Genomic DNA, 26,449 nt, shown 5'->3' with positions numbered 1-26,449 from the left:
CAGACCAACTAATGAGATTTAAACTATTTATTATAATTATTATGTGTTGCTTTTACTCAAAACTAAGAGCACAAGATCCCGTTTTTACACAATATTTTTTAATTCCTGAAACTTTAAATCCTGGTTTTTCAGGCTTTATGGAAACCACATATACAGGTGTTATTCACCGGGAACAATGGCCTGATTTAGATTTAAAAATTGACACCGACTATGCTTTTGTTAATACCTGGAGCGAAAGTATGAATAGTGGTTTTGGCATGAGCGTTTTAAATCAAAGAGAAAATGTAACCAACTATAATTTTACACAAATCAATGCTAATTACGCCTACAAGGTAAGAATAAGTGACGACTGGGATTTTAGACCCGCCTTAGAAGTTGGTTTTGGGTTCAAATCATTTGCTTTTCAAAATTTATTACTAAAAGATCAGATTAATATCAGAACAGGCATCCTAAATACAAGCTCAATTGACCCGCTATTAGGAAATGATAAAGTTACTTTTTTTGATGTGACTGCTGGTATGGTTTTTAATACTGAAAATATTTGGATTGGCTTATCTATGAAACACCTTAACAAGCCAAATATTTCGTTTAGTACTGACGGAAACGTGCCTTTGGACACTTTCTTCTCCTTAAGTACAGGTTATGAATTTCTTCTAGCAGACTATATTGATGTTACATTCTTTCCGTATGCAACTAAAATGTTTGTAACCTCTAATTATATGCAACAAGGACGTTATAACCGACTGGATATAGGAACGTCTATCCTATTTGAAAAAATGTTTTTTGGAGCTACTGCTGTTACTAATCCTTCTAAAAATGGTATTGACAGCCATCTACTCACATCGGTTAATCTTTTTACTGGATTGCAATATGATCATTTGAGATTAGGGCTCTCATACGATTTAAACACTTCTAAAATTGGAAAAACAGGTGGAATCTATGAACTGTCATTAACGTACCAGTTTAACCTGGATATTAAATGTTTCGGTTGCCCAAATTATACAGGAAGATAATCTTAATTAGACTTTAACATCTCCATCTCCTTGATTTTTCTTTCCATAAAAATACCCCCAAATAGTGTCTAACTTTTTGGGGGCAGTTCAATGCTGGTGTTCTTATTGTATTTTATGATTTACTTCAGGAGACTTCGAATCTGGATAAAACCCCACGTTTTTAGAATATTAAAGAATAAACTTCATTCTTATTAAATACTTTTTTAAAGTTCATATTTACTTTATGCCTGTCAATAAAAACACAGAATAGTTTCCAGTTGGTTTTGTCACTGTACTTGCATCTTGGATTTTTATGTCTTTAAATCCAGCACTTTTGGCACTTTTTACAAATTCATCTCTGTCAAATCCACAATGAAACACTCCTGTATCTTCGGTGTGAAACGAACCATCCTCTGTGTCAAGATCTGCTATTGCAATTGTCCCGTTATCCTTTAGTAGCGAATGGAACTTCTTAAACATTGCCAAAGTATCTTTTATGTGATGCATTGTCATAGACGAAATAATAGAGTCAAATTTTCTGTCCAGCGTTGCTGTAGTTAAATCCATCTGCACGATTTGAAGCGGGCAGTCTATTGCATTCCTTTTTGATTGTAGCACTTCAATCATTGATGACGAAATATCTATTGCTGTAATTTCGCCCACATAAGGTGCAATTTCAGACAATAACAATCCCGTTCCCGACCCGAAGTCCATAATGCTCATTTCTTTTGAAAAGGATACTTCCTTTAAAATTGTTTGTGCAATTGTACTCACATTTTGTGTTCTGGATTCTTCATTATCGTAGTCTTTTGCTTTTTCTGCAAAAAAATCTTTCGTTTTCATAGTTGCTTTTAGTTTGTTTGTGGTGACCTGTCAATGTTAAGTTAATTAGCAGTTTTTAGAGTTGTTATCGAAAAAATTAATCTTCCTCATTCTCATTATCTCCTTCATCTTCAAAATCAAAAAGATCATCGGGATTAAAAGGAATGTCTTCATCGGGGTCTTTATCGTGTGCATTTACTCCTGGAGGGTTAAACAATCCCCAATCGTCTTTTATATAATTCCACACATCAAAACCAGCGACCCAATCAATAAATAAGAGTCGGAATTCATCAATTTCTTTTCTCAATAAAAGGATGTAGTCTTTGTCCAAGATATCTTCTTCAAAGCGCAAACTACCTGCTTGAACATATAGTTCTCTTGCTGCTTTCCGAATAATGGTTGCATTTTCCATTTTTAAATCGTACAATTCGACTGCTTGAGCTCCCGCAATTTTAGCCGGTATCATCATCGCATTTTCCAACATAAATCGGACCGTTGTTTCTTGTAAAAATTCATTGTCAATGGGAACAATTTCTACTAATCCTTGTGTAATTTTAAAAATGTGTTCTGCTTTTTGATACAATGGCAATTGATGTAATTCGTCTCGTTTTGACATACGTTTTATTTTAAATCCTATTGAAAAGGGCACGGATTACTTCTTCATCCCGAAACTTTCGGGACGCTTCGCTCGTGAGTAAATCTGGACTTTAGGGTTTTTATACTATTCAAACCATTTGATCCTTGGTTATAAAATGGGAATTAAATCTAAAGGATGGCTTAATAAATATTTTGCTCCATTTGAAATCAATTCTTCTTTTGGTCGATATCCCCATAATACACCCACTGCAAACATATTGGCATTCGTTGCCGTTTGCATATCGATACCGGAATCTCCCACGAAAATAATTTCTTCTGGGTTTAATCCCAAGCTTTTGCTTATTTCTATGGCTTCAAAGGGATTGGGTTTTTTGAGTGATTCAATGCTTAATCCCACAGCAGCATCAAAAAAGTTGGGAAATAAATCCGCTACAATTTTCTTAGTAAGTTCATCCGATTTATTGGAGAATACACTTAGTTTCATATTTCGTGAAATTAAGAAGTCTAATAATTCGACAATGCCATCATACGGTTTTGTTTTATGCGTACAAGCATCGCGATAAATTTCTACCATCAAATTTAAGCATTTCTCAATTTGATTTTCATTATTATGGGTGGAAGGCAGTGATTTGCCCACTAAATTTCGAAGTCCGCTTCCAATGAAATATTGATAATCGTCATAGCTGTGAGTGGGGTAGTTGAGGTCTTGAAGCACACTATTCATAGCATCTGCAATGTCTTCCAATGAATTTACGAGTGTTCCGTCTAAATCAAAAATAACTCCTTTGAACTTCATTTCTTATTTTTTAAATCAATCGAAAGAATATGGTTTTCGATTGTTGTTTTGGGATGGGGGACAAAGGTAAGGATATTGTTTTTTTTGTTTGTGGGTTTTAGGAATTTGTATTTTTTTTTAGTGTTTATAAACAGGACGTTCTAACTATCAGGGAATATTAGCCAAAATTTTGAATGCAAAAGGCATCCATTTATAAATTGTATTTACAAATAGTAGCTAATAAGAAGAGAAATCGTGTTTGTAAATGTTTTGCTAATGGCAAGCCAGACCAATTAAATCCTAATTGAAGAACTGTCTTTGCAATGAATTAAGGATTACCCTTTGTTTAGTTCTTGCTTTTTTTGAAAAAATGTTTCAAGAGATTTCCTCCAATTAATTTAATACCGTCAGAATGTTTGGAGACCAGATTGGCTACTGCAAATTCAAACACTGTTCCAAATACTTTTTTGACAGGATTGTGTAAAGTGCCTAACAAAAGGGTTTTGGTAAGAAATCCAGTGCCAAGGCCTATAGCATTGCTGACCAAATCTCTTTTTATTTCGGGCGAAGCAGTTACTTCGTGGAATAGGTTTTTGACGAGGTTGATGGGTCTCATACTTTCATAAGCAACATAAAATTGATCCTTGAGTTGTTCCAAATCATTGGTATATTTCAGTTCCTCAGCTATAATCAATTCGTTTAATGCCTCTGTTTCGTTTCTATTTTTCATACCGTTTTTTGTTTCAACATTTGTTTAATAATGGAATTGCTAACAGGATATTTTAGCCATTGATGACGGAATACCTGAAGAAGAATGGCCAAAAGTGCATAGAAACCACCGATTATAAAAAAACCGTAAAAGGCATCACCAAGCCATTTTCCTATCCATAATGACAGGCCTATGGAAACAATTAAGACTGAGAATACTACTGTCATAATAACAGCAAGTCGCGAAACTAGTGATGAAACTACATCGGCCGATTTATCTATGGCGTTTAGCTTCAACAAATTTAGGGTTGTTTTGCCGTAATCTTCCGCCCGCTCAAAAAGCGTTGCTATGGGAGTAGTATTGTCAGTCATAATAGGTCTGTTTATATTTTGTATTTTGATTCCGTATGATCCATATTTTTTAGATCATCCAACTCCGCTTTCCCATTTTCGGACATTTCCAGTGCAAATTCTTTTGCGCTATGCAGTTTTTCTGAAATGGTGTCTGCAAAATCGTTGTATTTTGATTTTAGTTCGTCTGCATAATCATTTCCTTTATCCACAATTTGTTTGCGCGTTACCGAACCTTTTTCGGGAGCAAATAAAATTCCCAAAATTCCACCTATAGCAAGTCCTGCCATTGTTCCTAATACTACTTTACCTGTACTCATAATTGTTTTTATTAAATTGTTACTGTTTTTTTAATGAATGAATTTTAATTTTTTAACTGCATTGCCCCAATAGCAACCAGATAATTACAAAAACGATGATAGTGCCAAAACAGCCACTGCCTAATTTGTTGGCACCGTAACCCGCTATTAATCCTTTGAATATATTGTTCATAGTGTTTGGTTTTATGGTGTTTTTTCCGTTGTTTGCCTGTTGATAACAGCCATGTAAAGGTGAGGTTCTCTTTTAGGAATTGTTTTATATTACTTTTAAAAAAAGTTACAAGATTCACAGGTTGCAGCCCAGAATGTCTTCCCAGTTTTGGATTGTAGAATTGTAGTACTTACTCAGCGTGTGGAACTGTAACCGACAAAAGTGTGATTCTAAAACGAGGAGTTGGAATCCCGATTAATAGAATATTTATGTTGTTGTAAAAATGCTTATCATAATAAGAACATCGTGAAATACTGGTGTTTTTATTTTTTATGATTTGATTTGAAGTTGGTTTGGGTACGGATTACTTCGTCAGTTCGCTTTGCTCGTGTGTAAATCTGCGATCGGTCATTAGAATGATCCCTCCAAATTCCTATTTTTTTTAGTGTTTTGATTAATGGTTATCTTCTTCTAAATCGTTATGATCGTCTCCTCCGATGCTGTAAAAATTATTTTCTTCGTCCTCACTACCAATGTCTTCTTGCTCATCATCAAGGTCAGAACCTGGTACATCTAAATCATCTTCTGGATGTTCCAAATCAATGTCACTTTCGTTCCATTCTAGATCTTCATCAACGATTTCAAATGGTTTTTTTTTAGAAATATTTTCTGGATCGATATCAAATTCTTTGTCATATTTGTTATAAATATCTTCACTTTCAGGATATTTTGGATATCCATCTTTGTTTTCTATTTGCTCATTTGCGGCTTTGGGAAATTTTTCTTTATTTTTCATTTTATAACAATTTAAGATTTACGAAATTCTTCTTCTAGGATTTTTTTCTTGTCATAATATTCTGATTCTGTGATATCTCCTTTAGAATATCGTTTTTGTAAAACATCATAGGCTGAATCTTTTTTTCGTCTTTGACCTGGAATATCATAAGGGATTGCAAAAACCCAAAATAATAGAATTACCCATATTGTCCACCAAATAATATTCATTCCGAAGTAATAATTTTCGTAGTACATAATTTTAGTATTTATTATTTTTATTTGAAATAATTTCAATACAAATTTGGAACTATTAAGTAGTATTGTCGTTATATAATTTTGTGGTAAAGTTTCAATATTCACACCTTTATATATGCAAAATATAAAGCCCCAATTGCAGTTAAAACCTCAAACTTTTGGGCGTGGATTGCAGCGTACAGCGGGAGGGAAGTTGTTATGAAAAACCATAGTTATGCTCCTAAAAAAAGCACCAATCTTTCGATTGCTGCTTTCTGTCAACTTTGCCAAAGTTCAAAACTTTGGCAAAGCTTTTTACTGATGAACTGTTTAACTCACCTATTCTCCCTGATTTCTGAAAACCAGTTCCCCATTAAAAGAATCAAGTAGAATAATGCTGTCGGTTTTAATATTTCCGGCAAGGATTTCTTTCGATAATTTATTCAAGACGTCTCTCTGAATAACTCGCTTTACTGGCCTTGCTCCAAATTGCGGATCATATCCTTTCTCGGATAAATAGGCAATGGCTTCCGGAGTGGCGTCCATCGTGATACCTTGTAGCGCTAGCATTTTGGTGACACTTTTCAGTTGCAAACCCACGATTTTGGCAATATTGGCATTGGTCAAAGGCGTAAACATCACGATTTCGTCGATACGATTGATGAATTCCGGGCGAACGGTTTGTTTCAGTAAACCCAGCACTTCTGCTTTTGCGGCTTCGGTGGTGTCTTCAATACTTCCTTTTAAATTATCGAATTTTTCCTGAATAATCTGGCTTCCCATATTCGAAGTCATAATGATAATCGTGTTTTTGAAATCGGCTAATCTTCCTTTATTGTCGGTTAATCTTCCTTCGTCCAAAACTTGCAACAAGATATTAAAGGTGTCCGGATGCGCTTTTTCAATTTCGTCCAATAATATCACGGAATACGGTTTTCTACGCACGGCTTCGGTCAATTGTCCGCCTTCTTCATAGCCTACATATCCCGGAGGCGCACCCACCAAACGGCTCACGCTGTGGCGTTCCTGATATTCGCTCATATCAATTCGGGTCATTGCGTTTTCATCGTCGAAAAGATATTCGGCCAATGCTTTTGCCAATTCGGTTTTTCCAACTCCCGTTGTTCCAAGGAAAAGGAAAGTTCCAACCGGTTTTTTCATATCCTGCAATCCGGCTCGACTTCGTCGCACGGCATCGCTCACTGCTTCGATGGCTTCTTCCTGGCCAACCACTCTGCGATGCAATTCATCTTCCAGTTTCAAGAGTTTTTCTCTTTCGCCTTGCAGCATTTTCATCACGGGAATTCCGGTCCATTTTGCCACCACTTCGGCAATGTCTTCACGGGTTACTTCTTCTTTGATCAAGGAAGTTCCTCCAGATTGATCTTCAGCTAATTGTTTTTGAAACGCATCCAATCGTTCTTGGGCTTCTTTTATTTTTCCGTAACGAATTTCGGCTACTTTTCCGTAATCTCCTTCGCGTTCGGCACGTTCTGCTTCGTATTTGAAATCCTCGATTTCGGTTTTCACGGCTTGAATGTTATCGACCACATCTTTCTCGGATTTCCACTTGGTATATACCTCATTACGGTCATCTTTTAGGTTGGCCAAATCCATTCCCAAAACTTTGAGTTTGCTTTCGTCTTTTTCTCGTTTAATAGCTTCGATTTCAATTTCGAGTTGCATAATTTTTCGATCCAAAACATCGAGTTCTTCGGGTTTGGAGTTGATTTCCATTCGAATTTTTGATGCTGCTTCGTCCATTAAATCAATCGCTTTATCCGGCAGAAAACGATTGGTAATATACCGTTGCGACAATTCGACTGCCGCAATAATGGCATCGTCTTTTATTTGGACTTTATGGTGTGTTTCGTATTTTTCCTTGATACCTCGAAGGATAGAAATGGCACTTTCGGTATCGGGTTCCTCTATCATTATTTTTTGGAAACGTCTTTCGAGTGCTTTGTCTTTTTCGAAATATTTTTGATATTCGTCCAATGTAGTTGCTCCAATGGCACGTAATTCGCCACGGGCCAAGGCCGGTTTCAAGATATTCGCCGCATCCATTGCGCCTTCACCACCGCCAGCACCAACAAGCGTGTGGATTTCGTCAATAAACAAAACAATGTCTCCTTCGGCAGCGGTTACTTCTTTCACGACTGATTTGAGTCGTTCTTCAAATTCGCCTTTGTATTTTGCTCCGGCAATTAAAGCTCCCATATCAAGCGAAAACACGATTTTGTCTTTCAGATTATCAGGAACATCACCATCCACAATTCTATGTGCTAATCCTTCGGCAATGGCAGTTTTTCCAACTCCGGGTTCGCCCACAAGCATTGGGTTATTTTTAGTTCTACGGGTCAGAATTTGCAATACGCGTCGGATTTCCTCATCACGTCCAATCACGGGATCTAGTTTTCCGTTTTTGGCTAGTTCGTTGAGGTTTTTCGCATATTTATTCAAGGAATTGTAGGTTTCTTCGGCTGAGGCAGAGGTTACTCTTTCGCCTTTTCTCAATTCGTCAATGGCGGCTTTCAACCCTTTTTCGGTTACTCCTTGATCCTTTAGAATTTGTGCTACTTTACTTTTTGAAGCGAAAATGGCCAACAACAAATGTTCGATAGAAACGAATTCATCGTTCATTTTTTTGGCAATGATCTCCGCTTCGTTGAGTGTGGTGTTTGCGGTTCTGGAAAGCATAATTTCGCCACCGGAAACTTTGGGGAAGCTCTGAATAGTACTGTCTAAAATTTGTTCGAACAGCGGAACATTTACATTTAGTTTTTTCAAAATAAAAGGTGCCACATTTTCATCGACTTCAAAAATTGCCTTGAAAACATGCTCGTTTTCTATTTGTTGTTGCCCGAAGCTTTGAGCCAATTGCTGAGATTGTTGAATGGCTTCTTGTGATTTGATGGTAAATTTATTTATGTTCATATTTTTTAAATTTAAAAATTATGGTTTAAAATTCGCTTAGCCTGTCCGACCCTTAATCTCGAGTCATTTTTTTTAGTAACTTTGGAAAATAAATGGCAACTGTTGTTTCAATGTTAAAATTACGACAAAATATCTGTAATCAGGGATTTACAAACGACAAAATGTCCTAAAAACAAAAGAAAAATGAATATTTTTAAGAATATTTTTGGAAGTTCGGAAAATCAAAATGCTTCAGAAAGCAAAATTAATTGGATACCATTAACCGATTTAGGTCAGTTGGATGAAATTGTAAAACTTTCCAATGAAAAACCGGTGGTGATTTTCAAACACAGTACCCGTTGCAGTATTAGCAGATTTGCTTTAAAACAGTTTGAAAACGAATTTGATTTAGACGATAAAGTTGTGCCGTATTTTCTGGATTTGATTGAACATCGTGATATTTCTGGCGAGATTGCAAACCGATTCAATGTTTTTCACCAATCGCCACAATTGTTGTTGATTAAAGGAGGAAAATCAGTTTATGATGTTTCCCATAACGATATTGATGCCGGGGAATTGAAGGGAAAGTTGTAGATTCTTGTTTGCTTTAAAATAAATTACCGCAAATTCGCAAATTATAAATTGAATTATTTTATTTGCGAATTTGCGGTTTTGTCTTTTTGTTAAATTGGTCAAAAAAATACATTTTTTCTTAAAATGCACTCTTCATTTTAGCTTTTATCTGTTCCAAACACAAATTGTTGATACTTCCCTCGTGGGTATGTTTGGTCTCTTTTGGCGATTTGAAAGTGCCGTTTTCCAGTTGTTCGGCTACGGTTTTATACGCATCTCTAAACGGAATTCCCGCAACCACCATTTCATTTAAAGTATCAACGGTAAATAAATAATTATACTTTGGATCGTCGAGGATGTGCTCTTTTACTTTGATGTCTTTTATGGCAAAAATGGCAATGTCCAGACAGGCTTTCAGGTTTTGAATGGCAGGAAACAATCCTTCTTTCAATAGTTGTAAATCTCTGTGGTAACCACTTGGTAAGTTGTTTATGATTAGTGTAATTTCATAAGGCAAGGCTTGAATCTTGTTGCATTTTCCACGAATTAGTTCAAAAACGTCAGGGTTTTTCTTGTGCGGCATAATGCTGGAACCCGTCGTCAAATGAGCAGGTAAACTGATGAAATCAAAATTCTGGCTCATATACAAGCACACATCCATTGAAAATTTCGACAAGGTTGCGGCAACGCTACTCATAGCATACGCCACCGTTTTTTCTGATTTGCCACGACTCATTTGTGCGGCTACCGAATTGAATTTTAAAGTTTCAAAACCTAATTCTTTCGTTGTAAATGTTCTGTTGATGGGGAAAGAACTTCCGTAACCTGCAGCTGAACCTAATGGATTTTGATCCACGATTTTAAAAGCGGCGTTCAACATCGTAATATCGTCAATCAAAGTTTCGGCATAAGCGGAAAACCACATTCCGAAAGAAGACGGCATCGCAATTTGAAGATGCGTATAACCCGGCAACAACACGTTTTGATGTTTTTCGGCAGATTCCATTAACAAGTCAAAAAGCGTTTTGACTTGAGATTTGAATTCGGTTACAACATCTTTTAGATATAAATTAACGTCAACCAAAACTTGGTCGTTACGGGAGCGAGCGGTGTGGATTTTCTTTCCGGCATCACCCAGTTTTATTGTCAATAAATACTCAATTTTAGAATGTACGTCTTCGAAACTGTCTTCGATTTCGAAATCTCCTTTTTCGACATCAATAATAATATCTTCTAATGCCAGAACCAAAGAATCCGTTTCTGAATCGGTCAGAAGGCCTATTTGTTCAAGCATTTTGGCGTGAGCGATAGAACCCAATGCGTCATATTTGGCCAGAACCAAGTCGAGTTCACGGTCGTTTCCAACGGTGAAATGTTCTATTTGTTTGTCTGTTGGTATTCCTTTTTCCCAAAGTTTCATATCTTTTATTTTTAACAACCCTGACAGGGTTTTGAACCCTGTCAGGGATAATTTTTTAATTATTTTTAAAGAAATCAGTCAATATTTTGATGTACAAATCGATTCCTTCTTCGATTTCGTTGATGTAAATAAATTCGTTTGCCGAGTGTGACCGTAGGCTTTCCCCCGGTCCCAACTTTAGCGATTGGCAGCTAATTACCGATTGATCCGAAAGGGTAGGCGAGCCGTAAGTCGTTCTTCCCAAGGCGATTCCTGCTTGCACTAGGCCGTGTGAAACGGGAATGGAAGACGCATTCAAGTGCATTGAACGTGGTGTTACCTCGGCAGCTACGTTTGCTTTTACGGTAGCTAAAATGGCTGCATTGTTATAACAATCATTCACCCGAATATCGACAACCAAATGGCATTCGGCAGGAACAACGTTGTGTTGTTTCCCCGCTGATATTTGAGTTACCGTCATTTTTACCGGACCCAAAACTTCGGATATTTTTTCGAATTCGAAGGTTTTAAACCATTCAATCACGGGCATTGCATTGTAAATAGGGTTGTCCGGATTGTTGTGCGCGGCGTGACTGGCAGTGCCTTTTACAATTATATCCAATACCAATAATCCTTTTTCGGCAACAGCCAATTGCATTAATGTTGGTTCGCCAATGATGGCACAATCCAATTCAGGCAAATGTTTCAGCACGCTATTTAATCCTTGTTTTCCGCTGCTTTCTTCCTCTGCCGAAGCTACCATTACGATATTATAAGGTAGATTTTCATTGGCATAAAAATGAGTAAAAGTAGCGATAAGCGAAACCAAACAACCGCCCGCATCATTGCTTCCCAATCCAAATAATTTACCGTCTTCTACAATTGCTTCAAATGGATCTTTCGTGTAACCTTGATTTGGTTTTACGGTATCGTGATGCGAATTGAGTAAAAGAGTCGGTTTGGACTTGTCAAAATATTTATTGTAAGCCCAAATGTTGTTGTTTTCTCTCTCGAAAGGAATGTTATTTTGAGTAAACCAGTTTTCGATTAAAAGCGCTGTTTGGTCTTCTTCGCTTGAAAAGGAAGGGGTTTCAATCAGTGATTTTAATAGCGCAATGGCTTCTTGAGTAAGGGTTGCTATGTTTTTCAAAATGGTTTTAGCTTGTTTTTGTTCAAACCCGACAGGTTTTTAAAACCTGTCGGGTTTATGAAAATTAATTATAATTCAATAGTGGTACAAATTGCCTTTGAGTCTTTCAACATTCGATGGTGCCCAATTTTTATTTTTTGAACGCCTTTTGACAAACTATTGAAACAGTTGTCCAATTTAGGAATCATTCCTGAATGTATCGCTTTTTCGGCTTTTAATTTGGAATATAATTCTTGATTGATGGTTGAAATTACCGAAGAATCATCTTCGGCATCGTATAAAACGCCTGGTTTTTCGAAGCAATAGTTTAATGTAACCTCAAAAACTTCCGATAAGGCAATCGCCAATTCGCTGGCAATCGTGTCGGCATTCGTATTCAGCAATTGTCCTTTGGCATCGTGCGTGATGGCACAAAACACGGGAACAATTCCGTTGGAAATCAAAGTTTCCAATAAAGCGGTATTCACTTTTTGCACATCACCCACAAAACCGTAATCAATCGTGGGATGGTTTCTTTTGGTCGATTGAATCAAATTTCCATCGGCTCCGGAAAACCCCATTGCATTAGTGTGATTCGCTTGTAATTGAGCCACGATATTTTTGTTGATTTGTCCCGCATAAATCATCACGACCACATCGAGCATTGCGGTATCGGTAATGCGTCGTCCGTCAATCATTTGAGGAGTTAACCCAATGCTTTCGGCCATTTTTGTAGCCGACTTTCCGCCACCGTGAACGAGAATTTTATTTCCTTCAATCTTCGAAAAATCAGCTAAAAACTGAGATAATTCCGTTGGATTATCGATGATGTTTCCACCAATTTTTATGATGGATAGTGGCTTTTTATTTTCCATTTTCCAATATTTTTTGCAAGACTAATTGCGCCGAATAGGTTCTATTATTGGCTTGTTCTATAACAATCGAATTTTCGCTGTCAATCACTTCATCGGTCACGATTACATTTCTTCTAACCGGCAAACAGTGCATAAATTTGGCATTGTTGGTCAGTTTCATTTTATCGGCAGAAACCGTCCAATTTGGGTCGGAATTAATGATTTTTCCGTAATCACTATAACTACTCCAGTTTTTGGCGTAAATAAAATCGGCATTTTCGAAAGCCTTATTTTGGTCGTATTCAATTTTGGAATCTTTCGTGATTTCAGGATTGAGTTCGTAACCTTCGGGATGTGTAATGACAAAGTCCATATTTTCTTGCTTTTGCATCATTTCCACAAACGAATTGGGAACTGCCTGCGGTAAAGCTCTTGGATGTGGTGCCCACGTTAAAACCACTTTTGGTCTGTGTGCAGTTTTGTGTTCTTCCATCGTAATGGCGTCAGCAAGCGATTGCAACGGATGACCAGTACAACCTTCCATATTTACAATTGGCACTGTTGCGTATTTTAGAAAACCAGCCAAAACTGTTTCGGCATTGTCTTTTTCTTTGTCGGTCAATCCCGCAAAAGCCCTGATGGCAATGATATCACAATATTGGGAAACGACAGCTGCAGCTTCCTTGATATGTTCCGATGCGCCTTTATTCATTATCGCTCCGTCTTCAAATTCGAGTGTCCAACCTTCATTGGTGAAATTCATCACCATCACGTTCATTCCCAAATTCAAGGCCGCTTTTTGCGTACTCAAACGGGTTCTTAAACTTGGATTGAAAAATAACATTCCCAGGGTTTTGTTCTTTCCTAATTTTTTATGTTTAAGCGGATTTTTTTTGATTTTCAACGCTTGTTTCACCCATTCTTGCAGTGAATCTATGTTTTGTACGGAGGTAAAGTTCATTTTTTTGTATTTATGTTGATTTTAATCAAATTTTTCATAATAAGTTTTTTCTTTTCCAAGGAAAGCTTCTTCTGGTTCAAAGGTTATAGGAAATAATTTTCTCCCTTTTAACAATAACAATTTTGTCATCCATTCTGACATTGCGGAATTAATTTCAATGTCACTTTCAGAGGCATAAATTTCGATATTATTGTTGTCAGATTTTGGATAAAAAATAGTTTCTGTTAGTTTATATAATGCGTCAGCCTTTACTTCAATTTCAAAAAAATCCTTAATTTGAACTTTGTTAATTTTAGTTTTTGGTAAAATTAGTATTCCAGTTTTATCTGTTTTTATATATTCTCCATCATTTATTGACACATACCATTCTATATTTTCAATTTCTTCCTTTCCTTTTTTACAGGCTCTTTGAAGTATTATTGAAATTTTGGTTGATTTTAAATCTTTATAGTCTGTCTCAATAATTTTAGACGGAGCAGAAAAATATTCTTTATCAGGAGTTAATTTAAGAGTGTCTTTTGCCTTTAAATATTTTCCAGTTAAAGTACCACTACCTAATATATCTTGGCTATAATCAAATTCAAAAGTTCCATTTTGGTTAAATTTATAAGCAAAACAATTTGGACCATATTTACATATTTTATGACGAAATTCACCATCAATTTGAGCGTTCAAATTAAATGATATAATTATTATTAATATGGTTGTAATTTTTGTCATAAATCTTCTTATAACTTTGGCTTAAACAATTTTCGTAAACGCAATTTCTCCCTTTAAAGCTTTCAAAATAAAATTGTCTTCCAAGCCGTTGATAATCCAAGTTTCAATATTTGCTGCTTTGGCAATAGCCGTAAAATTAATTTATTTCCACATTATTCAATATTTTTCTGGATGTTTGTTGTCAAATTATCTTTTTTCAAATTTTTCACAAAATCGTGTTTGCTTAAAACTTCTAACTGATAAACTGCCAATTGTTTTAATTTTAAAAAGCGTTCTTGTTTCGGAAGATTTTCTTTTATCCACTCGGCATTGAGATTTTCTAAATTGCTCAATACGGCTAATTCGTTTATACTTGCAATGTCTCTTATGTTAAGCCCTTGCTTGTTGTGATTTTTATTTAATTCTCGCCATTGTTTGGCCGTGCATCCAAATAATGCCAAATTCAAAATATCGGCTTCTTCGGCATAAACTATTGATTCCTGTTGCTTTTCTATGCTTAATTTAGGAAGAATATAATTCTTAATTGCATCGGTATGAATATGATAATTGGCTTTGCTTAAAATACGTTTTACATTCCACTCCAGATTATACTGGTTGCTCTCAAAGTCTTTAAGGCGTTGGTATTCCTTAACTATGTACAATTGAAACTTTGGACTAATCCACATTCCAAAATGAAAAGCAATATCCTTATGACCATAAGTTGACCCATATCGACCAGCAGTTGCAGATAGGCCAATTGCATTCGTTTTTTCCATCCATTGTTTCACGGATAGTACGAAATTATTGCTACCAGCTTCATTTTTAATTATACCGAATTCGGTATAATTAAAATCAGGATTATATAATAATTCCCATTCACCTAAATATTCAATTGTATTTTTTAAACTTAACCATTTAATAATTACAACGTCCTGCAATTGGCTTTTAGCCATATCAGTCAAGGAAATATAATCTTCCTTATCATAAGTTTGAATGGTAATTTCTTTACCATCAACAATTATTTTCCTTAACTTTTTACTCATCATTATCTATTTTATAAGGGGTCGAAATCGACCCCTTTTAGAATTAGCCTTCAAACGCATTGAATTCGATGCCTATACAATCTTCGTAAACGCAATCTCATTTTTCAAAGCTTTCAAAATAAAGTTGTCTTCCAGTCCGTTGATAATCCAAGTTTCAATGTTTGCTGCTTTGGCAATCCCCGCCGAATCAATTTTGGATTGCATTCCTCCCGTTCCGTGGGAAGATTTCGAATCGCCAATTTCTTTTTGCAAAAGTTGTAAATCAGTCACTAATTCAATGGTTTCGGGAACTTTGTTATTAATGGATGCTTTGGTGTAAATTCCGTTCGTATTGGTGGCAATGATTAGAATGTCGACATTCAACAAAACCGCAGTCAAAGCCGCTAATTTATCATTGTCGCCAAACTGGATTTCGTCCGTCGCCACCGTGTCATTTTCATTGATGATTGGAATGTAACTGTTTTTGACCAAAACATTTATCGTATTGACGATATTGGCTTTGGTTTTTTCTTTTTCAAAATCAGAATACGAAAGTAAACACTGTGATGTATGCAAACCCAAATCGCTGAAGTTTTCGTGGTAAATCCGCATCAAATGAGGCTGACCAATAGAAGCCAAAGCTTGTTTTACAAAAACATCTTTGTCGTGATTATCTAGTTTTACAAACTGTTTTGCTGCCGCAATGGCACCAGAACTTACAATAATAAACTCATAATCGTCCTGTAAAGCGGCAATTTGCATTCCAATATCTTCAATCTTTCCTCTCGAAATGTGATTGGTTTCTTTGGTTAGCGTGTTGCTTCCGAGCTTTAATAATATTCTTTTTTTCATTTTTTCACTTTTTGGACGCTGATAAACACCTATTTGCTAATGCAAAAACACGGATAAACACGGATTAGTGGTTTTATTTATTATGATTTAAATTCATTAAATTCAGTTTTAATGGTTTTAAAACATTTCCGTTTTTTTTGTCAATTAATAAAATTTTATCTTTGGGTGGCTCACATTCATTACTGTAATTATTCTCTATAGATTTAAAATTGTTATTATTTATTGTAATAAAATTCGAATATTCATCAGAAGAATAAAAATATAAATTTGATTTTTCAAATTCCATACATCCTAAAAAATCTTTTCTCAAAGTTGGTTTGTAATTACTTATGTATATTTTATCGTGTTTTATTTCAATTGTAATATATTTTGTTTTACAATATTTACTCTTGTCAATTTCTTCAATAAATCTTTTTACATAAAGCATTAAATCTTTATTTAATATTTGGACATTTTCTTTCTGTTTACAACTTGAGATTATTAAACTAAAAAACATTAATAAGTAGATTTTCATATTTAGTATATTTTCAATTTAATATATTTTCTCTTATCAGGACGCAAAATTACGGGCAATTATTACCTAACCTGTCCATTTCCGTAAATATACCATTTATTAGTAACTAAATGTTGCAAACCAATTGGTCCGCGTTGGTGCAATTTGTCCGTGCTTATCGCCAATTCTCCTCCAAGACCAAATTGTCCACCATCGGTAAACCGTGTCGAAGCGTTGTGATAAACCGCTGCCGTATCGACATGTTCCATAAATTCTTGGGCAATTATATCATTTTCGGTAATAATCGAAGCCGAATGTCCACCGCAATATTGGTTGATTTTTGCAATCGCTTCTTCGTCAGAATTTACGATTCCAATGACAATTTTATAGTCCAAAAATTCCTCATACCAAATCAAATCGGACTCAATCTGCGGAACATTTGTTGTTTTTGAAAACCTTTCGTCACCCAAAATGGTCACGTTGTATTTTTGTAATTCGGCAACCAAATTGGTTGCGAAAGCTTCCCAATTTTCTAAATTGGAATCAATTAGAACTTTGTCCAAAGCATTGCAAACCGAAATGTTTGATGTTTTCCCGTTGATGATAATATCCAATGCTTTTTTTAAATCGGCTTCCTTGTTCACATAAACGAAATTGTTTCCTCGACCGCTTATAATCACGGGACAAGTGGCGTGTTTCTTGACAAAAGCAATCAATTGTTCGCCACCACGAGGAACGATTAAATCCACTTTTTGTGTTGGTTTTTCCAAAAATGCTTGGGTTTCATCCCGATTGTAATTCAAATATTCAACCCAATCCGTAGCAACATTATTTTCTTCCAAAGCTTGATGCCAAAGAGAAACAATTTTCAAATTGGATAACAAAGATTCTTTTCCGCCTTTCAATAAAATTTTGTTTCCCGATTTGAATGCTATTCCGCCAGCTTCAACCGTCACGTCAGGTCTGGATTCGTAAATAATCATTATCGTTCCAAAAGCTGCCGTTTTATTGATGATTTTCATTCCGTTTGCGTGGTCGAAATTGAATCGTTCCACACCAACAGGATCTTCTTGGCTAGCCAATTGTTGCAAGGATAAAATCATTCCGTCAATTTTGTCATCATCAACCAGTAAGCGTTTTTCCATAGCCAAATCATCACCAGAATAATTACTTAAATCCTGTTGATTCACTGCTTTAATATTGGCTCTTTCTTGTTCCAGAAGTTCCGCCATTCGGCTTAAAACAGCATTTCGTTTTTCTATGGATAATAATGTGTTCATTTTTATGATTTCAGTTCCGCCAAAGTTTCTTTCAAAGCCACGATAAAGGTATCAATATCAGTCTTTTTAATGGTCAACGGAGGCAGGATTCTCAATAAATTTTTATTGTTGGCACTTCCGGTAAAAATGTGTTTGTCGATAATCAGTTTTTTGCGTAATTCAGAAACATCAAAAGCAAATTCAGCACCCAGCATCAATCCTTTTCCTTTTACTTTTACAACTTCGGGAACTTGTTTGATGGCTTCCAGGAAATAGGCGTAAACGTCATTCACATTGTCCATTAATTTTTCTTTTTCCATCACTTCCAAAACGGCAATTCCAGCAGCACAAGCCAAATGACTTCCGCCAAAAGTGGTTCCAAGCAAGCCGTAACTGGCAGTGAATTTTGGAGAAATCAGAATTCCACCAATCGGAAAACCGTTACCCATTCCTTTGGCAATCGAGATTATATCTGCTTTGATTCCGTGATGTTGATGTGCAAAAAACTTCCCGCTTCTTCCGTAACCGGATTGAACCTCGTCCAAAATCAAAATCACATTATTGGTCTCGCATACTTTTTCCAATGCTTGAAAAAACTCGGTTGTACCTTCGTCCAAACCACCGACACCTTGAATTCCTTCGATAATTACGGCACAAACATCCCCTTTTTTCAATTCGTTTTCTACCAATTCGATGTTATTCAAAGGCAAGAAGGTAACGATTTGTTGGGCATTGATTGGCGCAACAATTTTTTTGTTGTCGGTTACAGCAACCGCTGCAGATGTTCTTCCGTGGAAAGAATTATCAAAGGCAATTACACGTGATTTTCCGTTATGGAAAGAGGCTAATTTCAAAGCATTTTCATTGGCTTCTGCACCAGAACTGCACAAGAATAAAGAGTAATTTTCCAAACCTGAAAGTTTTCCCAGTTTCTCGGCTAATTCCACTTGCAGTGGATTTTGGATCGCATTGGAATAAAATCCGATGTTGTCCAATTGATTTTTTAATTTGGCAACATAATCCGGCTGGGTGTGACCAATGGAGATCACACCGTGACCGCCGTATAAGTCGAGATATTCCACGCCATTAATGTCTGTAATCGTGCAATCCAATGCTTTTACAGGAGTAATATTATATAAAGGGTAAACGTCAAATAAGTTCATTTTTAATTATTTAAAGATTTAAAAATTGAAAAATTTAAAGATTTAAGCATTTTCTAAATCTTTTTTTAGAATCCTAATAATTTTTTAATCATTAAACTCTTCAATCTTTTAATTATTTCTAGAATCCGCTTGGTTTCAAATGCAATCCTGTGCTTTCGTCCAATCCAAACATTAAATTCATATTTTGAATCGCTTGTCCTGAAGCTCCTTTCACCAAGTTATCAATTACTGAGGTAATCAATAATCGGTTTCCTTTTTTCATTAAACTGATAATACATTTGTTCGTTTGCACCACTTGTTTCATATTGATATTAGTAGTGGTAACGGTTACAAATGGTTGGTCAGCATAGTAGGCTTCATATTTCGCAACCAAATCTTCTAAACTTTCTTCAACCGCAGTGTATAAAGTTGCAAAAATTCCTCTGGCAAAATCGCCTCTGTTGGGAACAAAAATCAATTCATCTGAATAGCTTTCTTGTAATTGGTTCACGCTTTGGTTTATTTCACCCAAATGTTGGTGGTCAAAAGCTTTGTAATGCGACATATTATTGGAACGCCAACTGAAATGCGTGGTTTCCGAAGGGGTAACTCCAGCTCCTGTGCTTCCTGTTGTGGCATTGATATGCACATCTTCATTCAACAAACTGTTCGCTGCCAATGGTAATAATGCCAATTGAATGGCGGTTGCAAAACAACCAGGATTAGCAATAAATTGGGCGTTTTTAATGTCCGTTTTATTCAATTCTGGCAAACCATAAACAAAAGATTTTCCGTTGAAATTTTTGTCTTTTGTCAACCTGAAATCATTTCCTAAATCGATAATTTTGGTATCGCTTGAAAAATGATTTTTTTTCAAAAATGAAATTGATTTTCCGTGTCCTAAACACAAGAAAACAACATCTACCTTGGGATTCACGGTATCGGTAAAATTCATTTCGATATCGCCCATTAAGTCGTGGTGCGCATACGAAAGAGGTTTTCCGGCATTGGTCGTGCTATAAACAAAATCAAGTTTTGCGTTTGGGTGAAACATCAATATTCTGATGAGTTCCCCAGCCGTGTAACCCGAACCGCCAATTATTCCAATATTAATCATAACTTAAATGATTTACGGATGAAAATATGTTTTGGGCATTCCCTAAAATCTTGATAAACCCTTTGGCATCATCTGATGTCCAAGCGTTGTTCATTTCGCCGTATTGTCCAAAACCGGTATTCATTAAATCATTTTCAGACTCGATTCCGTCTAATGAAAAATGGTATGGTTTCAAGGAAACTGTTACAGTTCCGTTTACGGTTTTCTGAGTGTCTTCAAGGAAAGTTTCGATGTTTCTCATTACAGGATCAAGGAATTGACCTTCGTGAAACAACATTCCGTACCAGTTTCCTAGTTGCTCTTTCCAATATTGTTGCCATTTCCCAAGAGTGTGTTTCTCCAATAAATGGTGCGCTTTGATAATAATTAAAGGAGCGGCTGCCTCAAAACCAACTCTTCCTTTAATTCCGATGATAGTGTCTCCCACGTGAATATCTCTGCCAATAGCATAAGCACTTGCCAGTTTTTCAAGTGTCACAATATTGTTGGATGGTTTGTCTTTTTTACCATTTACGGCAACCAATTCACCTTTTTCGAATTCTAAAGTTACTTTTTCTTCTCCTTCTTTTTTCAATTGAGAAGGATAAGCTTCGCTAGGTAACGGAAGGTTTGAAGTCAAGGTTTCTTTTCCTCCAACGCTTGTTCCCCACAATCCTTTATTGATGGAATATTGTGCTTTTTCCCAAGAATATTCAACGCCATTAGCCTGCAAATAAGCCACTTCTTCCTGACGAGATAATTTTAAATCCCTGATAGGAGTGATGATTTCGATTTCGGGAGCGATGGTTTGGAAAATAAGGTCAAAACGAATTTGGTCGTTTCCAGCACCGGTGCTTCCGTGGGCGATGGCTTCTGCACCAACAGATTTTGCATATTTTATGGCTTCCATTGCTTGAAAAACACGCTCAGCACTTACTGATAAAGGATAGGTATTGTTTTTTAACACATTTCCATAAATCAAAAATTTGATGGCTTTTTCGTAATATTTGTCTAAAATATTTAGACTTACGTGTTTTGCACTTCCCAATTCGTAGGCTCTTTTTTCAATCGCTTCCAATTCAGCTTCATCAAATCCACCAGTATTTATCAATACGGTATGAACTTCATATCCTTTTTCGTTTTTTAGATATTTTAGACAATAAGAGGTGTCTAATCCTCCGCTGTATGCTAATACTACTTTTTTCATTGTGTTTGTTTTTTTTCTCACCCCATTCCGATAGCTATCGGAACTCTCCGAAGGAGAGGGAGCCATTACTGGCAAAGGAGAGTTTTTGTTTAATTTAATAATTTATAACTTTTATTTTTTTTATTTTGTTGCTCAACTTCCCGCAGTGGCGGGATTGGGGAGGGGATTTATTTTTTCAAGAACAATGCTTGTTTTATTTCTTTTAATCTGTTCCAAATCCGGACGTTAAACGGATGTTTTGGTGGGTCTTTCGGTTTTTCTTTTGGATCATAGAGCATTCCGGTACATAGGCACATTTTGTTGTCTTTGCTTTGCAAAATTTCAAAATTAGTGCAGGTTTTGCAACCAGCCCAGAAACTTGGATCCGTAGTCAGTTCAGAGAATGGAACTGGCTTGTACCCTAAATCCGAATTGATTTTCATTACCGCCAAACCAGTCGTGATTCCGAATACTTTGGCATCTGGATATTTTTTCAAGGAGTAATCAAAAACGAATGATTTTATTTTTTTGGCCAAGCCTAAATTCCTGTAATCGGGATGAACTATTAATCCAGAATGTGCCACAAACTTGCCGTGTTGCCAACTTTCGATATAGCAAAAGCCAGCAAATACGCCGTCAATTAAGGCGATAACTGCATCTTTTTGTTCCATCTTTTTTTGGATGTATTCAGGAGTTCTTTTGGCGATTCCGGTTCCCCTCAATTGGGCAGATGTTTCGATGGTTTCGCATATTTCTTGCGAATATTTATAATGTTCTTCCTGAGTTATAACGATAGAGATATTCATTTCAAGAGTTGAATTTTTGGTTAAAAAAAAGGCTGTTTATTGGTGTTAAAAAATTATTGAAATTATTCAATCTTTGGAAAATTGTGATATAAGTCAATATGCAGAAAATGATACTATTTTCAGGATGTAAAAATCCAAAGGATAATTGTGATAATTTCAAAATGATAAAAATGAAAAATGAATAAAAATAAAGAAACACTTTTTGGAAACTATAGTTATAGCATCCGTACTTCGGGAGAAGTCGTAGGTCTGTTTATCCGTGAGATAGAAGTTATATGTAAACTTGTTTTATTCATCGGGGCAAAATTACAATTATTTTTGTTATACAACATAGTTTTTATGTTTTGTAACAAAATTTTAATGAAATGTTGTTTTTTTATTTTCGCACAAATGGAGGAAGCAATTTACTCGATACTTCTCCGAATCCTATTCTGACGCCATTGTTTTTACAGAACCCTTTTATGATGACGGTGTCACCATCGTTTATGAATTTGCGTTCCGTTCCATCGTTGAGTTTAATGGGGTTTTTTCCTCCCCATGTCAGTTCCAGCATAGAACCATAGCTATCTGGAGTAGGGCCGGAAATTGTTCCTGAACCCATCATGTCGCCTGAGTTTACGCGACATCCGTTAGAGGTATGATGTGCTAATTGCTGGCTCATGGACCAATACATATATTTAAAGTTGGATTTGGCGACAATCGTTTCATCAGCGTTTTCTGGTTGTATCGCCACTTCTAAATTAATATCAAAATTGTGTTTGCCTTTTTGTTGCAAATAAGGGAATGGTGCCGGATCTTGTTTAGGGCCTTTGGTTCTAAATGGTTCCAATGCATCCATTGTGATGATCCAGGGAGAAATTGAAGTCGCAAAGTTTTTTGCCAAAAAGGGACCAAGAGGCGCACATTCCCATTTTTGAATATCACGGGCACTCCAATCGTTCATTAAAACCATTCCGAAAATATAGTCTTCCACCTCATTTATAGGAATACTTTCTCCCATAATATTGGCATCAGTAGTAATAAAAGCAGTTTCTAACTCAAAATCTATTGATCGTGAAGGACCGAAAACTGGCGTTGTTTCACCATTTGGCAAAGTTTGTCCCAAGGGTCTGTGTACAGGAATTCCAGATGGAATAATAGTAGAACTTCTTCCATGGTAGCTCACGGGGATGTGAAGCCAATTGGGTAGTAATGCATTTTCTGGATTGCGAAACATTTTTCCTATATTGGTAGCATGCTCTTTGCTGGAATAAAAATCAGTATAATCTCCAATTAGAACAGGCAATTGCATTTCAACATCTTTCATTTTGAAGATGACAATATCCCTGTCTTTTGCATTATCACGTAATTTTGGATTTTTTTCGTCAAAGATGTCGGCAATACGATTTCGAACCAATCGCCATGTTTTTTTTCCATCTGAAATAAAATCATTCAAGGTATCTTGCATAAACATGTCATCTGTCAATTCAATTCCATCAAAGTAATTCAATTGTTGCAAAGCTCCTAAATCAATTGCACAATCACCAATTCGAGATCCTACAGTTACTACATTTTCTTTGGTAAGAAAAACGCCAAAAGGAATGTTTTGGATAGGGAAATCACTATCGATAGGCACTTCTAACCATGATTTTCTATTGGTATCGTTGGCTGTTATTGGCATAGTGTTGTTAATTATTTTGTTAATTATTACACATCAAATATATTATAAACTAACTATTTACCAAACGTTTTTTTGTATTTTTGCATCAAATTAACTAAAATCAAAGAAATGCAACGCGACGAACAAATTTTTGACCTTATTTTAGAGGAACAAGACAGACAAATTCACGGACTAGAACTTATAGCTTCGGAAAATTTTGTAAGTGATGAAGTAATGGAAGCAGCTGGTTCTGTTTTAACCAATAAATATGCCGAAGGTTATCCCGGCAAAAGATACTACGGAGGTTGCGAAGTAGTTGATGTTATTGAACAAATTGCCATTGACAGAGCCAAAGAATTATTTGGTGCCGAATATGCTAATGTGCAACCTCACTCAGGTTCTCAAGCAAATACAGCAGTTTATTTTGCATGTTTGAAACCAGGCGATACTATTTTAGGTTTCGATTTATCTCATGGCGGACATTTAACTCACGGTTCTTCAGTGAATTTTTCAGGACGTTTATACAATCCTGTTTTTTATGGAGTTGATGCAGAGACTGGACGATTAGATTATGATAAAATTCAAGAAATCGCCACAAAAGAAAAACCAAAATTAATTATCGCTGGAGCTTCGGCTTATTCCCGTGATATGGATTTTGAGCGTTTTAGAGTAATTGCTGATAGTGTTGGCGCTATTCTTTTCGCCGATATTTCTCATCCTGCAGGATTAATTGCTAAAGGATTGTTGAATGATCCAATTCCTCATTGTCATATTGTTTCGACTACAACACACAAAACGTTGCGTGGTCCAAGAGGTGGTTTGATTTTGATGGGAAAAGATTTTCCAAATCCATTTGGCTTGACTACTCCAAAAGGAGAAATCAGAATGATGTCTAATTTATTGGATTTAGCCGTTTTTCCAGGAAATCAAGGCGGTCCTTTGATGCACATTATTGCTGCAAAAGCTGTCGCATTTGGAGAAGCCTTAACAGACGAGTTTTTCAGATATGCTTTGCAATTGCAAAAAAATGCCAATGCAATGGCAGATGCTTTTGTGAAAAGAGGCTATAACATTATTTCTGGCGGAACAGACAATCACATGATGTTGATTGATTTGAGAAACAAAAATATTTCTGGTAAAGAGGCTGAAAATGCGTTGGTAAAAGCGGAAATCACCGTGAATAAAAACATGGTTCCTTTCGATGATAAATCGCCATTCGTGACTTCTGGAATTCGTGTGGGAACTCCTGCAATCACCACTCGTGGTCTTGTTGAAGAAGATATGGAAACGATTGTTGCCTTAATTGATAGAGTTTTAATGAACCACACCAACGAGGAAATAATCGAAGAAGTGGCCAATGAAGTGAACGAAATGATGAGCGAAAGAGCCATTTTCGTTTTCTAAAAATAATATATTTCAAACACAGATTTCACTAATTTTCACCAATTTTATTCGTGTTAATTAGTGAAATTCGTGTTTTAATTTTTAAGTGAACATCCAAATATGATAACAATTTCCGAAGCAACAGTTGCAGATTTCAAAACAATCCGAGAAATTGACTATACAACTTGGCCGGTTACTTATGGTGAAATTCTGTCGAAGGCACAGTTGGATTATATGTTGGAAAAGATGTATTCTGACGCAACTTTGATTGATAATGTAGCGAATAAAGGGCATCATTTTATATTGGCAAATGAAGACGCTGTTTGTCTTGGTTTTGCCTCTTACGAGCATCATTATTTGGATAAAAACGTTACCAGATTACATAAATTGTACCTTCTTCCGGAATCTCAAGGCAAAGGAATGGGAAAATTATTATTGGACAGCATTGTGGTTTTGGCCAAAGAAAATCATTCAGAAACAATTTCATTGAATGTGAACAGATTCAACAAAGCCTTTGCTTTTTATAAAAAAATGGGTTTTGAAATCGTCGCAGAAGAAAATATAGAAATTGGAAACGGTTATCTGATGGAAGACTACAAAATGGAGAAAAAGTTGTAATTTATTTCACGATGATATCGTGTTTGTAAAGCAATCCTTTTAAGCCGTCAAGCGAAAATAAAGCTTTTTTTATCTTGGTTTTCGTTGGATCGATGGTATAGTTGTAGCTTGTTTTAAAATCAGCTTTATTGGCAATGGCTTTGCCAAATTCAGAACGATATAAATCACAATTATCGAAAATTACTTGGGTCAAATCAGCGCTCATAAAATCTACGGCGATGATACTGCAGTCGACAAACGTAGTTCCTTTAATTTTTAAGGTGTAAAATTTGGAGAAATCCAGGATGCATTCCTTAAAATGGATTTCAAAAATCAGTTTGTCGCACATCGCAAAATTCACGTCTTCAATTTTACAGTGATTAAAAAACACTGTCCTGAAAGCGACATAATTTATTTTTGCTCCACTAAAAACACAATCATTAAAGGTGCAATCTATAAAAGTAACTGCCAGAAAAACACATTGCGAGAAATCGCAATTGTTGAAAGTGCAACATTCAAATTCCTTTAAATTGACTTCTTGTTCACCATAAATGATGTCTTTGTATTCAATGTCAAGGAAATAGTCTGTCATTTTTCTTTGAAAGTTTAAATCACTTCAATTTAATAATTTTTTTCGAACTGGATTTTGCTTCACAACATCCAGACAAAGCTCCGTAGTGGAAATGGAAAGTTTTTTCAATCTCTGATTGAAAAAC

The 26,449-nt window shown here is 35.9% G+C and carries 28 protein-coding genes and 1 pseudogene; 4 read left to right on the top strand and 25 right to left on the bottom strand.

Going from position 1 to position 26,449, the window contains the following annotated elements:
• Positions 1–11: 11 nt before the first annotated feature.
• Positions 12–1,013, top strand: coding sequence for a PorP/SprF family type IX secretion system membrane protein (locus B2145_RS06520; protein ID WP_291099890.1), 1,002 nt, complete (start codon positions 12–14; stop codon positions 1,011–1,013).
• Positions 1,014–1,229: 216 nt separating this feature from the next.
• Here B2145_RS06520 and B2145_RS06515 read toward each other — a convergent pair whose 3' ends face one another.
• From B2145_RS06515 to clpB, 9 genes are all read right to left on the bottom strand, one after another.
• Positions 1,230–1,835, bottom strand: coding sequence for a class I SAM-dependent methyltransferase (locus B2145_RS06515; protein ID WP_291099887.1), 606 nt, complete (start codon positions 1,833–1,835; stop codon positions 1,230–1,232).
• 76 nt (positions 1,836–1,911) lie between these two features.
• Positions 1,912–2,430 (bottom strand): hypothetical protein, encoded by a 519-nt coding sequence (locus tag B2145_RS06510; protein WP_291099884.1) that lies wholly within the window; start codon positions 2,428–2,430, stop codon positions 1,912–1,914.
• A 129-nt stretch (positions 2,431–2,559) separates the two neighbouring features.
• Complete coding sequence (locus tag B2145_RS06505; RefSeq protein ID WP_291099882.1) at positions 2,560–3,207, bottom strand: HAD family hydrolase; 648 nt, start codon at positions 3,205–3,207, stop codon at positions 2,560–2,562.
• Positions 3,208–3,532: 325 nt separating this feature from the next.
• Positions 3,533–3,916 (bottom strand): hypothetical protein, encoded by a 384-nt coding sequence (locus tag B2145_RS06500; RefSeq protein WP_291099879.1) that lies wholly within the window; start codon positions 3,914–3,916, stop codon positions 3,533–3,535.
• Positions 3,913–4,266: a hypothetical protein gene (locus tag B2145_RS06495; RefSeq protein ID WP_291099877.1), complete on the bottom strand. Its 354-nt coding sequence runs from the start codon at positions 4,264–4,266 to the stop codon at positions 3,913–3,915. The genes B2145_RS06500 and B2145_RS06495 overlap by 4 nt, the downstream gene beginning before the upstream one ends.
• Positions 4,267–4,277: 11 nt before the next feature.
• Entirely contained in the window at positions 4,278–4,565 is a 288-nt protein-coding gene (locus B2145_RS06490) for a YtxH domain-containing protein (RefSeq protein WP_291099874.1), read from the bottom strand.
• A gap of 605 nt (positions 4,566–5,170) precedes the next feature.
• On the bottom strand, positions 5,171–5,512 hold the full coding sequence (locus tag B2145_RS06485; RefSeq protein WP_291099872.1) for a hypothetical protein: 342 nt from the start codon (positions 5,510–5,512) through the stop codon (positions 5,171–5,173).
• Between the two features lie 11 nt (positions 5,513–5,523).
• Positions 5,524–5,748, bottom strand: a complete 225-nt coding sequence (locus tag B2145_RS06480) for an SHOCT domain-containing protein (protein WP_291099870.1) — start codon at positions 5,746–5,748, stop codon at positions 5,524–5,526.
• 318 nt (positions 5,749–6,066) lie between these two features.
• Positions 6,067–8,664, bottom strand: a complete 2,598-nt coding sequence (clpB, locus tag B2145_RS06475; protein ID WP_291099868.1) for an ATP-dependent chaperone ClpB — start codon at positions 8,662–8,664, stop codon at positions 6,067–6,069.
• Positions 8,665–8,847: 183 nt separating this feature from the next.
• Between clpB and ytxJ the strand changes: the two genes are divergently transcribed.
• Positions 8,848–9,237, top strand: coding sequence for a bacillithiol system redox-active protein YtxJ (ytxJ, locus tag B2145_RS06470; protein ID WP_291099865.1), 390 nt, complete (start codon positions 8,848–8,850; stop codon positions 9,235–9,237).
• Positions 9,238–9,355: 118 nt separating this feature from the next.
• Here the strand turns inward: ytxJ and argH are convergent, their stop codons facing one another.
• The 15 genes and pseudogenes from argH to fahA all read right to left on the bottom strand — a co-directional run bounded on the left by argH (position 9,356) and on the right by fahA (position 23,774).
• On the bottom strand, positions 9,356–10,636 hold the full coding sequence (argH, locus tag B2145_RS06465) for an argininosuccinate lyase (protein ID WP_291099863.1): 1,281 nt from the start codon (positions 10,634–10,636) through the stop codon (positions 9,356–9,358).
• 55 nt (positions 10,637–10,691) lie between these two features.
• Complete coding sequence (locus B2145_RS06460) at positions 10,692–11,765, bottom strand: M20 family metallo-hydrolase (protein WP_291099860.1); 1,074 nt, start codon at positions 11,763–11,765, stop codon at positions 10,692–10,694.
• A 68-nt stretch (positions 11,766–11,833) separates the two neighbouring features.
• On the bottom strand, positions 11,834–12,619 hold the full coding sequence (argB, locus tag B2145_RS06455) for an acetylglutamate kinase (RefSeq protein WP_291099858.1): 786 nt from the start codon (positions 12,617–12,619) through the stop codon (positions 11,834–11,836).
• Positions 12,609–13,559 (bottom strand): N-acetylornithine carbamoyltransferase, encoded by a 951-nt coding sequence (locus B2145_RS06450; protein ID WP_291099856.1) that lies wholly within the window; start codon positions 13,557–13,559, stop codon positions 12,609–12,611. The genes argB and B2145_RS06450 overlap by 11 nt, the downstream gene beginning before the upstream one ends.
• 21 nt (positions 13,560–13,580) lie before the next feature.
• Complete coding sequence (locus B2145_RS06445; protein ID WP_291099854.1) at positions 13,581–14,279, bottom strand: hypothetical protein; 699 nt, start codon at positions 14,277–14,279, stop codon at positions 13,581–13,583.
• A gap of 21 nt (positions 14,280–14,300) precedes the next feature.
• A pseudogene (locus B2145_RS06440) lies at positions 14,301–14,420 on the bottom strand (glutamate 5-kinase); the annotation flags it as partial.
• Positions 14,421–14,431: 11 nt separating this feature from the next.
• Entirely contained in the window at positions 14,432–15,301 is an 870-nt protein-coding gene (locus B2145_RS06435) for a KilA-N domain-containing protein (protein ID WP_291099852.1), read from the bottom strand.
• Between the two features lie 72 nt (positions 15,302–15,373).
• Positions 15,374–16,132 (bottom strand): glutamate 5-kinase, encoded by a 759-nt coding sequence (proB, locus tag B2145_RS06430; RefSeq protein ID WP_291099850.1) that lies wholly within the window; start codon positions 16,130–16,132, stop codon positions 15,374–15,376.
• 73 nt (positions 16,133–16,205) lie between these two features.
• Positions 16,206–16,646, bottom strand: a complete 441-nt coding sequence (locus tag B2145_RS06425; protein ID WP_291099848.1) for a hypothetical protein — start codon at positions 16,644–16,646, stop codon at positions 16,206–16,208.
• A 62-nt stretch (positions 16,647–16,708) separates the two neighbouring features.
• Positions 16,709–17,905, bottom strand: a complete 1,197-nt coding sequence (locus B2145_RS06420; protein ID WP_291099846.1) for a glutamate-5-semialdehyde dehydrogenase — start codon at positions 17,903–17,905, stop codon at positions 16,709–16,711.
• A gap of 2 nt (positions 17,906–17,907) precedes the next feature.
• The gene (locus B2145_RS06415) at positions 17,908–19,047 is read right to left on the bottom strand and encodes an aspartate aminotransferase family protein (protein WP_291099844.1); all 1,140 of its coding nucleotides are present in this window, start codon (positions 19,045–19,047) and stop codon (positions 17,908–17,910) included.
• 118 nt (positions 19,048–19,165) lie between these two features.
• Complete coding sequence (gene argC, locus B2145_RS06410) at positions 19,166–20,143, bottom strand: N-acetyl-gamma-glutamyl-phosphate reductase (protein ID WP_291099842.1); 978 nt, start codon at positions 20,141–20,143, stop codon at positions 19,166–19,168.
• Entirely contained in the window at positions 20,136–21,329 is a 1,194-nt protein-coding gene (locus B2145_RS06405) for an argininosuccinate synthase (protein WP_291099840.1), read from the bottom strand. The genes argC and B2145_RS06405 overlap by 8 nt, the downstream gene beginning before the upstream one ends.
• Positions 21,330–21,496: 167 nt before the next feature.
• Positions 21,497–22,114 (bottom strand): GNAT family N-acetyltransferase, encoded by a 618-nt coding sequence (locus tag B2145_RS06400; protein ID WP_291099838.1) that lies wholly within the window; start codon positions 22,112–22,114, stop codon positions 21,497–21,499.
• 376 nt (positions 22,115–22,490) lie between these two features.
• Positions 22,491–23,774 carry a fumarylacetoacetase gene (gene fahA / locus B2145_RS06395; RefSeq protein ID WP_291099836.1) on the bottom strand — a complete coding sequence of 428 codons (1,284 nt, stop codon included), beginning with the start codon at positions 23,772–23,774 and terminating at the stop codon, positions 22,491–22,493.
• A 108-nt stretch (positions 23,775–23,882) separates the two neighbouring features.
• Here fahA and glyA point away from each other — a divergent pair, with 108 nt between their 5' ends.
• Both glyA and B2145_RS06385 read left to right on the top strand, forming a co-directional pair.
• Complete coding sequence (gene glyA, locus B2145_RS06390; protein WP_291099834.1) at positions 23,883–25,157, top strand: serine hydroxymethyltransferase; 1,275 nt, start codon at positions 23,883–23,885, stop codon at positions 25,155–25,157.
• 99 nt (positions 25,158–25,256) lie between these two features.
• Positions 25,257–25,754 (top strand): GNAT family N-acetyltransferase, encoded by a 498-nt coding sequence (locus tag B2145_RS06385; protein WP_291099832.1) that lies wholly within the window; start codon positions 25,257–25,259, stop codon positions 25,752–25,754.
• Between the two features lies 1 nt (position 25,755).
• On the opposite strand, the gene B2145_RS06380 is transcribed toward B2145_RS06385, so the two are convergent.
• Positions 25,756–26,325, bottom strand: a complete 570-nt coding sequence (locus tag B2145_RS06380; RefSeq protein ID WP_291099831.1) for a pentapeptide repeat-containing protein — start codon at positions 26,323–26,325, stop codon at positions 25,756–25,758.
• Between the last annotated feature and the right edge of the window lie 124 nt (positions 26,326–26,449).

Source organism: Flavobacterium sp. UBA5153 (genome assembly GCA_002413745.1).
Taxonomy (GTDB): domain Bacteria; phylum Bacteroidota; class Bacteroidia; order Flavobacteriales; family Flavobacteriaceae; genus Flavobacterium.
The sequence above is the reverse complement of the archived record's forward strand: the minus strand, read 5'-3'. Positions and strand labels throughout refer to the sequence as shown.

Excerpts from the sequence above, each read along its gene's own strand:
- B2145_RS06515 (WP_291099887.1), bottom strand. The coding sequence starts at position 1,835 with ATGAAAACGAAAGATTTTTTTGCAGAAAAAGCAAAAGACTACGATAAT.
- B2145_RS06520 (WP_291099890.1), top strand. The coding sequence starts at position 12 with ATGAGATTTAAACTATTTATTATAATTATTATGTGTTGCTTTTACTCA.
- B2145_RS06380 (WP_291099831.1), bottom strand. The coding sequence starts at position 26,325 with ATGACAGACTATTTCCTTGACATTGAATACAAAGACATCATTTATGGT.
- argH (WP_291099863.1), bottom strand. The coding sequence starts at position 10,636 with ATGAAACTTTGGGAAAAAGGAATACCAACAGACAAACAAATAGAACAT.
- B2145_RS06510 (WP_291099884.1), bottom strand. The coding sequence starts at position 2,430 with ATGTCAAAACGAGACGAATTACATCAATTGCCATTGTATCAAAAAGCA.
- B2145_RS06400 (WP_291099838.1), bottom strand. The coding sequence starts at position 22,114 with ATGAATATCTCTATCGTTATAACTCAGGAAGAACATTATAAATATTCG.
- clpB (WP_291099868.1), bottom strand. The coding sequence starts at position 8,664 with ATGAACATAAATAAATTTACCATCAAATCACAAGAAGCCATTCAACAA.
- B2145_RS06415 (WP_291099844.1), bottom strand. The coding sequence starts at position 19,047 with ATGAACTTATTTGACGTTTACCCTTTATATAATATTACTCCTGTAAAA.
- glyA (WP_291099834.1), top strand. The coding sequence starts at position 23,883 with ATGCAACGCGACGAACAAATTTTTGACCTTATTTTAGAGGAACAAGAC.
- ytxJ (WP_291099865.1), top strand. The coding sequence starts at position 8,848 with ATGAATATTTTTAAGAATATTTTTGGAAGTTCGGAAAATCAAAATGCT.
- argC (WP_291099842.1), bottom strand. The coding sequence starts at position 20,143 with ATGATTAATATTGGAATAATTGGCGGTTCGGGTTACACGGCTGGGGAA.
- B2145_RS06420 (WP_291099846.1), bottom strand. The coding sequence starts at position 17,905 with ATGAACACATTATTATCCATAGAAAAACGAAATGCTGTTTTAAGCCGA.
- B2145_RS06480 (WP_291099870.1), bottom strand. The coding sequence starts at position 5,748 with ATGTACTACGAAAATTATTACTTCGGAATGAATATTATTTGGTGGACA.
- B2145_RS06435 (WP_291099852.1), bottom strand. The coding sequence starts at position 15,301 with ATGAGTAAAAAGTTAAGGAAAATAATTGTTGATGGTAAAGAAATTACC.
- B2145_RS06385 (WP_291099832.1), top strand. The coding sequence starts at position 25,257 with ATGATAACAATTTCCGAAGCAACAGTTGCAGATTTCAAAACAATCCGA.
- B2145_RS06425 (WP_291099848.1), bottom strand. The coding sequence starts at position 16,646 with ATGAAAATCTACTTATTAATGTTTTTTAGTTTAATAATCTCAAGTTGT.
- B2145_RS06505 (WP_291099882.1), bottom strand. The coding sequence starts at position 3,207 with ATGAAGTTCAAAGGAGTTATTTTTGATTTAGACGGAACACTCGTAAAT.
- proB (WP_291099850.1), bottom strand. The coding sequence starts at position 16,132 with ATGAAAAAAAGAATATTATTAAAGCTCGGAAGCAACACGCTAACCAAA.
- B2145_RS06405 (WP_291099840.1), bottom strand. The coding sequence starts at position 21,329 with ATGAAAAAAGTAGTATTAGCATACAGCGGAGGATTAGACACCTCTTAT.
- B2145_RS06485 (WP_291099872.1), bottom strand. The coding sequence starts at position 5,512 with ATGAAAAATAAAGAAAAATTTCCCAAAGCCGCAAATGAGCAAATAGAA.
- B2145_RS06445 (WP_291099854.1), bottom strand. The coding sequence starts at position 14,279 with ATGACAAAAATTACAACCATATTAATAATAATTATATCATTTAATTTG.
- B2145_RS06490 (WP_291099874.1), bottom strand. The coding sequence starts at position 4,565 with ATGAGTACAGGTAAAGTAGTATTAGGAACAATGGCAGGACTTGCTATA.
- B2145_RS06495 (WP_291099877.1), bottom strand. The coding sequence starts at position 4,266 with ATGACTGACAATACTACTCCCATAGCAACGCTTTTTGAGCGGGCGGAA.
- fahA (WP_291099836.1), bottom strand. The coding sequence starts at position 23,774 with ATGCCAATAACAGCCAACGATACCAATAGAAAATCATGGTTAGAAGTG.
- B2145_RS06500 (WP_291099879.1), bottom strand. The coding sequence starts at position 3,916 with ATGAAAAATAGAAACGAAACAGAGGCATTAAACGAATTGATTATAGCT.
- B2145_RS06450 (WP_291099856.1), bottom strand. The coding sequence starts at position 13,559 with ATGAACTTTACCTCCGTACAAAACATAGATTCACTGCAAGAATGGGTG.
- argB (WP_291099858.1), bottom strand. The coding sequence starts at position 12,619 with ATGGAAAATAAAAAGCCACTATCCATCATAAAAATTGGTGGAAACATC.